Source organism: Flaviflexus sp. (genome assembly GCF_052087705.1).
GTDB lineage: Bacteria > Actinomycetota > Actinomycetes > Actinomycetales > Actinomycetaceae > Flaviflexus > Flaviflexus ciconiae.
This window is the reverse complement of the sequence record NZ_JBQCYC010000013.1, coordinates 53797-64923: the sequence shown is the minus strand read 5'-3', so window position 1 is coordinate 64923 and position 11127 is coordinate 53797. Positions and strand designations below refer to the sequence as shown.

9 protein-coding genes are annotated in these 11127 nt (G+C 60.7%); 7 read left to right on the top strand and 2 right to left on the bottom strand.

What is annotated here, in order from left to right:
• Positions 1-198 precede the first annotated feature (198 nt).
• Positions 199-2835 (bottom strand): valine--tRNA ligase, encoded by a 2637-nt coding sequence (gene valS / locus ACTHUY_RS08125; RefSeq protein ID WP_441654114.1) that lies wholly within the window; start codon positions 2833-2835, stop codon positions 199-201.
• Between the two features lie 362 nt (positions 2836-3197).
• Between valS and ACTHUY_RS08120 the strand changes: the two genes are divergently transcribed.
• From ACTHUY_RS08120 to ACTHUY_RS08095, 6 genes are all read left to right on the top strand, one after another.
• On the top strand, positions 3198-3719 hold the full coding sequence (locus tag ACTHUY_RS08120; protein WP_441654113.1) for a coenzyme F420-0:L-glutamate ligase: 522 nt from the start codon (positions 3198-3200) through the stop codon (positions 3717-3719).
• A gap of 438 nt (positions 3720-4157) precedes the next feature.
• Entirely contained in the window at positions 4158-5249 is a 1092-nt protein-coding gene (locus ACTHUY_RS08115) for an iron-siderophore ABC transporter substrate-binding protein (RefSeq protein ID WP_441678406.1), read from the top strand.
• 5 nt (positions 5250-5254) lie between these two features.
• Positions 5255-6292 carry a FecCD family ABC transporter permease gene (locus ACTHUY_RS08110; RefSeq protein ID WP_441654111.1) on the top strand — a complete coding sequence of 346 codons (1038 nt, stop codon included), beginning with the start codon at positions 5255-5257 and terminating at the stop codon, positions 6290-6292.
• Positions 6289-7545, top strand: a complete 1257-nt coding sequence (locus ACTHUY_RS08105; RefSeq protein WP_441675333.1) for a FecCD family ABC transporter permease — start codon at positions 6289-6291, stop codon at positions 7543-7545. Before ACTHUY_RS08110 ends, ACTHUY_RS08105 begins: the two co-directional genes overlap by 4 nt.
• The gene (locus ACTHUY_RS08100; protein WP_441654109.1) at positions 7542-8348 is read left to right on the top strand and encodes an ABC transporter ATP-binding protein; all 807 of its coding nucleotides are present in this window, start codon (positions 7542-7544) and stop codon (positions 8346-8348) included. The genes ACTHUY_RS08105 and ACTHUY_RS08100 overlap by 4 nt, the downstream gene beginning before the upstream one ends.
• Before the next feature lie 5 nt (positions 8349-8353).
• The gene (locus ACTHUY_RS08095; protein WP_441654108.1) at positions 8354-9271 is read left to right on the top strand and encodes a siderophore-interacting protein; all 918 of its coding nucleotides are present in this window, start codon (positions 8354-8356) and stop codon (positions 9269-9271) included.
• Positions 9272-9384: 113 nt separating this feature from the next.
• Here the strand turns inward: ACTHUY_RS08095 and proC are convergent, their stop codons facing one another.
• Positions 9385-10206 (bottom strand): pyrroline-5-carboxylate reductase, encoded by an 822-nt coding sequence (gene proC, locus ACTHUY_RS08090; protein ID WP_441678404.1) that lies wholly within the window; start codon positions 10204-10206, stop codon positions 9385-9387.
• A 40-nt stretch (positions 10207-10246) separates the two neighbouring features.
• On the opposite strand from proC, the gene ACTHUY_RS08085 reads away from it, so the two are divergent.
• Positions 10247-10984: an SDR family NAD(P)-dependent oxidoreductase gene (locus ACTHUY_RS08085; protein ID WP_441678403.1), complete on the top strand. Its 738-nt coding sequence runs from the start codon at positions 10247-10249 to the stop codon at positions 10982-10984.
• Positions 10985-11127 lie beyond the last annotated feature (143 nt).

The window sequence follows — 11127 nt, the reverse complement described above, 5'->3', positions numbered from 1 at the left end:
CGGTAGGTGACGGGCACCCAGGCCGCTCCAATAGCCGTCTTTGTCTCCATGACGACCCTGTTGGGGCGCTCTTCGGTGAGAGTCTCCAGCAACTGGGCCAGGTTCTGGTTGTCTTCAACCTTGACCGGGCCCTCGGTGAAGCTCACTTGGCGATCGTGTTGTGTCATAATTTCCCTTCCCGCCCCGGAGGGCTGGTGCCTAGTTCTTGGCAGGCGCGGGGTCCAGCTCGTAGCCGGAGATGGCGATGTTCTCGCCTTCACCGATCTCGAGCGGGCCGCGCACATGAGCTGCCTGGCGCAGGTCCGCGAGGACCGCCTCAATCTGCTCATGGCTTGCCTTGGGAGCAATCATAGCTACTGATGCGTAGGTTGTGCGTTGAGACACCTTATTTTCACTCTTTACGCGGCGAAGTGCGGCAAGCGCCTCACCCGCAACGGTCAAAAGCGACTCATCCTGGCCGGCGGCTGCCTTCTCGAGCGGGTCAGCGACCGGCCACGTGGCGCGGTGGACGGAGCCCTTGGCGTACCAAGACCAGACCTCTTCCGCCGCGAACGGCAGGAAGGGAGCGAGCAGGCGGACGAACGCGTCAACGGACAGTGCCAGTGCGGCGCGTGCCGACTCGGTGTCGGCCAGTGCGAACTGGTCGTCACGGTTGTAGGCGCGGTCCTTCACGAGCTCCAGGTAGTCATCGCAGAATGACCAGAAGGCCGACTCGGTGACCTCGAGGGCACGGGTGTGGTCGTAGGCCTCGAAAGCGGCTGTGGCCTCGCGGACGACGCGGGCAACGGTGGCGACCATGGCGCGGTCCACCGGCAGAGTGATCTTAGCCGGGTTGAACTCGACAGCGTCCCCACCCATGGTGAGAGCAAACTTCGAGGCGTTAAGAAGCTTGATCGCAAGCCTGCGGCCAATCTTCATCTGGTTCTCTTCGAAGGCCGCGTCGGTGCCGAGGCGGGCGGAGGCTGCCCAGTAGCGCACGCCGTCGGAGGAATGCTTCTCGAGCAGTCCGAGCGGGGTGACGACGTTGCCCTTCGACTTCGACATCTTCTTACGGTCCGGATCGAGAATCCAGCCGGAGATCGCGGCATGCTTCCACGGGTTTTCGCCGAACTCGAGGTGGGCGCGGACCATGGAGGAGAAAAGCCAGGTGCGGATGATGTCCTGGCCCTGGGGGCGCAGGTCCATCGGGTACGTGGCCTTGAACAGTTCGTCGTCGGTCAGCCAGCCCGTCGCGATCTGGGGCGAAAGGGACGAGGTTGCCCACGTGTCCATGATGTCGACTTCGCCGGCGAAGCCGCCGGGGACGCCGCGCTGGTCTTCCGTGAATCCCACTGGAACATCGGAAGAAGGATCAACGGGAAGCTGCGACTCTTCGGGGACGAGGACTGTCTCGTAGTCAATTTCGCCGTTGTCGTCGATCGCGTACCAGACGGGGATCGGCACACCGAAGAAACGCTGACGGGAAATCAGCCAGTCGGTGTTGAGGCCCTTCGTCCAGTTGTCGTAACGGACGCGCATGAAGTCCGGGTAGAAGGCCAGGTCCTTACCGGCGTCCAGGAGGTTCTCCTGCAGTTCCTTACCGTTGGCTTCCTGGTAGGGGCGACCACCGTTGCGGATGTACCACTGGCGGGACGTGACGATCTCGAGTGGCTTGTCGCCCTTCTCAAAGAAGTTCGTCATGCGGTTCGTGTTCTCGGGCTCGCCAATCATCTCGCCGGTCTCGCTGAGCTTGTCGACAACTGCCTTGCGGGACGAGAACACGGTTTTCCCCGCCATCTCCTCGTACAGGGCAACGCCCTCGTCGGAGGTGATCCACTCGGGGGTTTCGGCCAGGATGCGGCCGTCCTTACCGAGGACAGACCGCAGCGGGAGTGAGAGTTCACGCCACCACTGAACGTCGGTGAGGTCACCGAAGGTACAGCACATGGCGATGCCGGCGCCCTTGTCCTTCTCAGCGGCCGTGTGAGCAAGAACGGGAAGCTCAACGCCAAAAACCGGGGAGGTGACGGTGGTGCCAAACAGGTGCTGGTACCTCTCATCGTCCGGGTGGGCAATGAGGGCGACACAGGCGGGCAGGAGCTCGGGACGGGTTGTCTCAATGACAACGTCGCCAGCTTCTCCGTGGAAAGCGATCTTGTGGTAGGCGCCCGGGTATTCGCGGGCCTCAAGCTCGGCCTGGGCAACGGCGGTCTGGAACGTGACGTCCCACAGGCCGGGGGCCTGTGCCTGGTAGGCCTCGCCGCGCTCGAGGTTCCTCAGGAACCCCGCCTGGGCAACCTTCTGTGCCTTTGCGCCAATCGTCTGGTAGTTCTGCTTCCAGTCAATTGACAGACCCAGGGTGCGCCACAGGTGCTCGAACTGTGCTTCGTCCTGTGCGGTGAGCTCCCAGCAGAGCTCAATGAAGTTTCGGCGCGAGATCGGCACCTGGTCCGCATACTTGATGGACTTGCCGTCGCCACCGTCGTGCGGGGGAACAAAGTTTTCAACGTAGGGAAGCGAAGGATCGCAACGTACCCCGTAGTAGTTCTGAACGCGTCGCTCGGTCGGCAGACCGTTGTCATCCCATCCCATCGGGTAGAAGACGTGCTTCCCCTTCATCCGCTGGTAGCGGGCCACCACATCCGTGTGAGTGTAGGAGAAGACGTGTCCGACGTGCAGGGAGCCGGAAACGGTCGGCGGGGGAGTGTCGATCGAGTAGGTGTTCTCGCGGGAGGTGAGCTCGTAGGCGTAGGTACCGTTCTCCTCCCAAGCGGTTCCCCACTTGGTTTCCAGGCCATCGAGGCTCACCCTGTCGGGAGCGTCGACGGCGGCAACGATTGAAGCGTTCTCTGTCATGGCGCAATTGTTTCATATTTGGCTGGCCATCAATATTTGCGCCCATAACCATGTGCGACAGTTCCCACCGGCTCAGGTGCGGCAGTTCTCACGGGACTCGTGTGCGGCATCTCCCACTGGCAAAGTACGTGTCCTGCTGGCACATTACTGGGATAAGGGCGAACCGGGACTGGGGTAAGTGCAAACCGGGGGAATGAACTAACCGCACGGGAGTCCGCCACTGGGTCTTCCGTTCCCCTCGTAACCATCTGCTGCTGGTCCCGGGGTTTATCAACAAACGTGATTGCCGCGTAACTGCGTACCAGCATGCATAGCTCTGCTACATTCACTGACCTCGCGCTTCCCTCGGTACCCTGGTTCCCATGGAAGCCCCACGCAGTACCCTCCTTGCCGTCGCCGTCCCCGGTATTCCCCAGGCCACGACGAAGGATGATGTTCCCGCTCTAATCTCGCCCGCACTCAACACTCTTGTGTGGCCCGATCGTGCCGTTGGTGTTGCCCAGGGCGACATCATTGTCATTGCCCGCAAGCTTGTCGCAATCTGCGAAGGCAGGCTCGTCAAAGAAGGAACAGCAAAAGAAGACGCTCTGAGCGAGGGGAACAGTCCGCGTGGCATTTCCGTTCTTCCTCCGGAGGATCCCCGAACAAGTGCACGGGAAATCCGCCGGGGCCTCGATGCCAGGTTCGGTGGACGACCCGGGGTGATCATCACCGGCCCGGGTGAGCTTCTGTCCGCGGCCGGAATTGATTCAACAATCGGTAGCGCTGATTTGCGTAGGAGCTTGGCAGCAACAGCCGAGGTTCTCATGAATGCTTATCCGGACCATCCCGTCGTCGCGATTCGCGGCCTTGGACATCTCCTCACTTACGAGGACCAAGACTGACTCCGGTCGAGAACGAGGACTGAGTTCGGCGAGGTCCAGGTTGAGTCCCGCGCACGACGTGGTATCTCAAGGCCATGGTTTTGCAGCTCCAGTAGGTAGGTCGTGCTTTAGGTATGAATGAGCAGAATCCGACCTTGTCATCCCGACGTGAAGTGTCTCGCAGTTTCAGATTGTGAACTGGCATAAATTCCTTCGTGCCACTGGGAATGTGTTCTGCGATTCATTCGCACCTGTTTTTTCTTGCATTTGTCGGCAATTTCCCTGGTGACCGGTTTATTCCGCTTCGTCCAGTTGCGGAGTGGATGGCGGTACCGGGAATTAAGTCCTATCGACATTGCGTAAATCTATGTAATGTTAGGCTAGCCTAACTTCGTTGGGCGCGGTTGGAGCTTCGGCAATTGCTGAGTCCCGCCGGTCATTGCACACACGGGAGTTCCCATGACACCACGCCGCCTTCTTGCAGGCTTTGCGGCAGCCGCCCTCTCTATCTCACTCGCTGCATGTAGCTCGGATGAAGAGACCGATACCGATTCGACCACCGCGGCAGAGGAAACTGCCGGCGAGGATACTGGCGATGGTGGAGACACCACTGACGGTGACACCGCCGAAACGGACGCGTTCCCGGTGACCATTGAACACGTTTTTGGTTCGACAACGATCGAGGAGAAGCCGGAACGGGTCGCCACGGTTGCGTGGAACAACCACGAGGTTCCCCTCGCGCTCGGTGTTGTGCCGGTTGGTATGGAGAGGGTCTCGTGGGGAGACGATGACGACAACGGCATGCTGCCCTGGGTAGAAGAGGCACTAGCCGAGCTTGGTGGGGAGACCCCCGAGCTGTTCGATGCGACGGACGGCATCCCGTTCGAGACGGTCGCCAACACGAATCCTGACGTTATTCTTGCCGCCTACTCCGGCCTGACGCAGGAAGAGTACGACCAGCTTTCCAAGATTGCTCCTGTCGTCGCCTACCCGGAGCTTGCGTGGGGTACGTCGCTTGAGGACACGATCCTCGTGAACTCGAAGGCCCTCGGTCTGGAGGAAGAGGGCCAGCAGCTCGTCGAGGAGCTCGACGCCGAGATTTCCGCCGCCCTGGAGAACCATCCCTCATTGGAGGGCACGAAGCCCGTCTTCGCTTTCATCGATAACTCTGACATGTCAAAGATCGGTGTCTACACGGCACTTGATCCGCGCCAAGGCTTCCTGCTCGACAACGGTTTCGGAACTGCCAGCATCCTCGATGAATCCGCCGACGCTGAGACGTTCTACGTCGAGGTCTCCGCCGAGAATCCCGAGGCTTTCGACGATGTCGATTTCCTTATCGCCTACGGCTCCGATGATCCTGCCGAGAACGAAGCCAGCCTTGAAGCGTGGCAGGGGGATGCTCTCCTGTCCCGGATCCCGGCAATCGCCGAGGGCCGCGTCGTCTTCCTCGGTAACGGCCCGCTCGCCGCGGCCGCTAACTCGTCACCGCTGTCGGTGGCATGGGGGATTGACGACTATTTCTCCCTCTTCGAAGAAGCACTTAACTAACGTCGATGACAGTCACGCAAGCGGTGCCCGCCCCGAGGACTGAACGTTCCCGGGGTGGGCGCCGCCTCGCCTTCATTACCCTCCTACTTGTCCTTCTGGCTTTCGCTGTCCTTGCCTCGATCATGTTCGGTGTCCGCTCGATCGGAGTCTCCGACGCGCTTGCTGCTATCCAAGGCCAGACCGACACGGCCGAACAGGCGGCTGCCTACAAGAGAATTCCCCGTACGGCCCTCGGCTTCCTCATCGGAGCGGCACTCGCCATGTCGGGGACGAGTATGCAGGCGGTGACCAGAAACCCGCTTGCCGACCCCGGGATCTTCGGCGTCCTATCGGGAGCGTCCCTTGCCGTGGTTATCGGCATGACCTTCTTTGGGGCGACAAACCCCGTGAGCATCATGTTCCTCGCCATCCTCGGATCTGCCTTTGCCGCGGCCTTCGTCTACGTCGTTGGCTCGCTCGGTCGCGGCGGAGCCACACCGTTGAAGCTTGCGCTCGCGGGCGCCGCAACCTCCGCCGCACTCACTGCCCTCGTCTCCGCGATTCTCCTGCCCCGTATCGACGTCATGGATTCTTTCCGGCACTGGCAGATTGGCGGCGTTGCAGGAGCGGAGTGGGACAGGCTTGCGATTGCCATGCCGTTCCTCATCGTCGGCACACTTATCTGCTTCTTCACTGCGGGCGGCCTCAACGCCCTGGCACTCGGTGACGAGCTCGCAACCGGTCTCGGTGAAAACGTGCTACGGACCAGGATCCTGTCCTCGATAGGGGCCGTGATCCTCTGCGGTGTGGCAACGGCACTGGCCGGCCCCATCGGCTTCGTGGGGCTGATTGTCCCGCACCTGTGCCGCCTCATCGTCGGAACGGATCACCGGTGGCTCATGCCAACCACGGCCCTCGCCGGGGCTGTCCTCGTTATCCTTGCGGACACCCTGGGCCGAGTCGTCGTTCCGGGCCAGGAAATAGCGGTCGGCATCATCATGCCGATCATCGGTGCCCCCTTCTTCATCTGGATTGTCCGTAGGCAGAAGGTGAGGGAACTGTGAAACCTAGCTACTCTAAAACCTCATCCCAAAACGTTGCCGGGTCCCGTGACCTTGCCGGAGCAAACGGCACTGACGTTAACGCTCACTCTGCGGATGTCGACGATGTGGACGTTATCGACCACGGCATCCTCTCTGCCAGGCCAGACGATTCAGCCGAGCATGTCCTCACCGAGCAGGCGACTAACCAGGCGGTCACACGGTCGACGGAAGATTCTCCAGGCTCCATTCCTCTTGCCCAGGGGCTGAAGCAGTCCCGTCATAACAGGATCCGCAGGCGCGGAATCATTACCGGGCTTCTCATTGTCCTGCTTGTGGCCGTTTACGCCTTCAGTCTCATGTGGGGTGAGGTGTTTTACCCACCATCCGATGTTATGGCGGTGATCAGGGGCGAGGGTGTTCCCGGGGCTTCGTATGCTGTGGGTGTTCTTCGTCTCCCACGAGCCACGATGGGATTGTTGGCAGGCCTCGCGTTCGGTGCAGCGGGCGTGACGTTTCAGACGATGCTCCGCAACCAGCTGGCCTCTCCCGACATCATCGGTATTTCGGCAGGTGCCTCAGCCGCCGGTGTTATCAGCATTGTGATCTTCGGGATGGGGCAGGCCCAGGTGTCGGCCGTTGCGCTCGTTGCCTCCCTGCTTGTTGCGCTCGCGATCTATCTCCTGTCCTATCGGGGAGGGTTTGCTGGAACGCGGCTCATCCTCATCGGCATTGGTGTTGCCGCAATGCTCCAGTCTGTTGTTACCTACGCTCTGTCGCAGGCAAGCACGTGGGATCTGCCAACGGCGACGAGGTGGTTGACGGGTTCCCTCAACGGTGCCACGTGGGAGCGGACCACGCCGCTCGTGTGGGCCGTCTGCATTCTTATCCCCATCATCGTGGTGTTTTCCCGGAACCTCAATGTTCTGCGGCTCGGTGATGAAACGGCTGCGGGTCTCGGTGTCCGAGTCCAGTCCACCCGCGTTGCACTCATCGTTTCCGCAGTGATTCTCATTGCCGTGGCCACGGCCGCGTGCGGTCCGATTGCGTTTGTCGCTTTCGTGTCCGGCCCGATCGCGGTTCGTCTTGTTGGGCAGGGCGGTTCGCTGTTCTTGCCGTCCGCGGTTGTCGGCGCGCTCGTCGTTCTGATCGCGGATCTTGCCGGACAGTTCCTCTTCGGCACCCGTTACCCCGTAGGTGTTATCACCGGGGCGCTGGGTGCACCGTTCCTTATCTATCTTCTGGCCCGCACCAATCGCGGAGGGAGTTCCCTGTGACAGATCAGCACACGCTTGTCGCACAAGACATTGCACTCGGATATGGGGACCGCCCCGTTATCGAGAACATGACACTGGAGGTCCCTCCCGGGAAAATCACCTCGATCGTCGGGCCCAACGGCTGCGGCAAGTCCACCCTGCTTCGTGCCCTATCCCGGCTACTCAAACCCGAGGGCGGTGATGTTCTGCTCGATGGGAAACCACTCCGGTCTCGGACCCCGAAGCAGCTTGCCAAGGTCCTCGGCTTGCTCCCGCAGTCGCCAATCGCCCCCGAAGGCATTGTTGTCACCGACCTGGTGGGCAGGGGCCGCCACCCGCACCAGGGGATCATGGGGCGCTGGTCGCCCCGCGACTACGAGGTGGTCGCCCAGTCCCTTGCCTCAACGCGAACGGACAATCTGGCTGAACGGGCCGTTGACGAACTGTCCGGTGGCCAGCGCCAACGGGTCTGGATCGCCATGTCTCTCGCCCAAGAAACAGACATCCTTCTCCTTGACGAACCAACAACCTTCCTGGACCTGGCCAACCAGCTTGAGATCCTCGACCTGCTCACCGATCTGAACGCATCCAAGGAAACAACGATTGTCATGGTCCTGCACGACATTAACCTGGCCGCCCGATATTCGGACTATCTGGTTGCCATGAAAGACGGGGCAATCATGCATCAGGGTACCCCCGATGAGGTTGTCACTCCTGAGACCATGCTCGAGGTGTTCGGGATCCGCTGCCAGGTGCACCCCGATCCCGTGTCCGACAGTCCGTTAGTCATGCCGATTGGCCGTCACCACACCAACGAAAGGTAGGGACCATGGCAACATTTGGCCCCGTCCGCGTCCGCGTCGACGAAATCGTCGACCTCTCCCCAAACTTCCGGAGGATTGTGTTTACCGGCCCGGACCTGGATCTGGATACCGACGACCATTTCTACGATCAGCGGATCAAGCTGATCTTCCCATCAGCATCGGGTCAGCTTCCTGAGCTCGTTGAAACCGACGAGTGGTACCGGGCTTGGCTCGACATCCCCGAAGACAGTCGGGGGATCATGCGCACCTACTCCGTTAGGTCCGCCACCCGAGTAGACGACCAAGTACGCCTGGCAATTGACTTCGTCATGCACGAAGAAAACGGAAAGAGCGGCCCCGCGGCCACCTGGGCAAAATACGCCACGATCGGTTCCGAAATCATTCTCATTGCACCCATGCAAGGTGCCGCCTCCGGCGGCATTGAATTCAATCGCGGTGAAGCGCAGAAAGTGGTTCTCCTCGGAGACGAGACAGCTGCGCCTGCGATAGCGCGAATCCTCGAAGACCTCGCAAAAGAAGGCGCAGAAGTTCCCTGCACCGCCTACATCGAGATCCCCACCGAATACGATCGACTAGAGATCACGTCTGCCCCGCACCACGAAGTCACGTGGCTCCCGCGCTCCGGGGCCGAGCAGGGATCGCGTCTAGCACCCGCTTTGGGATGGCATGTTGAAGATCCGGTCTCCGCAGTTTCTGCGGAAAGCCCAGACGCACCACTGCTGTGGGAAACCCCGAACTATTCATCCGCAGGCGAGGACCTTGCCACCGATGAAAAACCAACCGACGGCACCTACTACTGGATCGCAGGTGAAAGTGGAGTCGTCAAGGAACTTCGCCGCTACCTCGTTCGAGACAGGGGAGTGGACCGCAGCCAGGTTGCCTTCATGGGCTACTGGCGAATCGGCGTTGCCATGAAAGGCTAAAAGCAAGAACTGAGGCTCCAGAATCAAACGAAGGTCCAATGTCCGACATTCTGTGGGCCCCGCTGTGCGGGGCGTGCAGTCTAGGGTCGGACGATCCTGTTATTCGGGACGACCTATTCGCCGCGCTGGATGGCGATGTCCCGATCAATGGAGGCCTGGACGCCGCGTACCACGGAGGCCGAGAACCCAGCATCTTCCATGGCAATAACACCAGCGATCGTTGTGCCGCCCGGTGAGCTCACCGTGTCACGGAGATTAGCGGGTGTGAGCCCCTCGCCCACCTTCTCAAGAACCATTTGGGCTGAGCCCAAGACGGCCTGGGCCGCGATGCGGACAGCCTGATGCTTCGGGATTCCATTGGCGACAGCGCCACGCGCCAGGGCCTCGATATATCCGAAGGTGTAGGACGGTGAACAACCCGCGATAGCGGAGAATGCCGGGAATTCCTTCTCAGCAATACGAGCTACTTCGCCAATCGAATCGAACATGGCAAAAACCGAGTCAAGCTGCTCCTCGGTTGCCGCCTCGTTCCCGCAGATCCCGCTCATACCAGCACCGATCTGGGAGTTAACGTTCGGCATCACACGTACGACGGCCTGCCCATCGGGAAGATGAGACTCCAGGAACCCGAGTGACGTGCCGGCGGCAACCGACACCACAAGAATCGAAGTCTCCGCAAGATCGGCGTACAGCGGTTCAAGAACACCGGGAATCATGTTTGGCTTGACCGCGAGAACCAGCGTTCCGTCGTAGCCGATCATGGAAACCAGTTCCTCATTTGACTGCGCAAAGTCCACGCCCGTGGCGTGCGCCAGCTTCTCGGCGTTGCGTGGGTCCCGAGACGAAACGACAATGTCGCTCGGGTCGTAGTCGTTTGCGACGAGCCCCGCCACAATCGCGCGTGCCATGTTGCCAGATCCAAGGAAACCAATCATGGAACTAGCCTAACCGAGGAGGAAGGGGGAGACTGGTGGCATGAGCAAACGAGTTCTTGTCACTGGAGCATCTACTGGAATCGGCGCAGCAACAGTCCGCCGTGCGAGGAGCGCAGGATGGGAGGTGCTGGCAACGGCACGCCGCGAAGAACGCCTCAAGGCACTCGCGGAAGAAACCGGTTGCGAATGGATCACCGCCGACCTCACGGTCGACGAAGACGTCGCGAAGCTTGCCGAACGTGCCCGCGAGTTTGGGATTGACGCCCTCGTCAACAACGCGGGCGGCGCTCGTGGCGTCGACAAGGTTGAAGACGGAAAGATCGAAGACTGGCAGGCCATGTACGACATGAATGTGCTGGGCACCCTGCGGATTACGCAGGCGATCCTCCCGATCTTCCGTGAACGCGGCAAGGGATCCTTCGTGTTCCTCACCTCGACCGCAGCACACGACACCTACCCGGGTGGTGGCGGCTACACCGCTGCGAAGCACGCGGAGCGGATGCTTCCGAACACGATGCGGCTCGAGCTGGTTGGTGAACCGATCCGCCTCATCGAGATCGGCCCCGGCATGGTCAAGACCGAAGAGTTCTCCCTCAACCGTCTCGGCTCCGAAGAAAAGGCGGAAGAAGTCTACGAGGGCGTCGACGAGCCACTGCTTGGCGAGGATATTGCCGAGGCCATCATGTGGACCCTCGAACTGCCCGACCACGTCAATATTGACTCGATGCTGATCCGCCCTGTCGCGCAAGCATCAAACACTGTCGTCGCACGCAAGTAGTTCGCCCATAGCACGCAGGCCTTGCTCCGGGGGACCGGGGCAAGGCACTGTCATATATACACATATAGGACAAATTCCTCACAGCAGACACGTGCGCCAGCTACACGGCTGATTCGTGGAACTGGCACGTTTCGGACACGTGG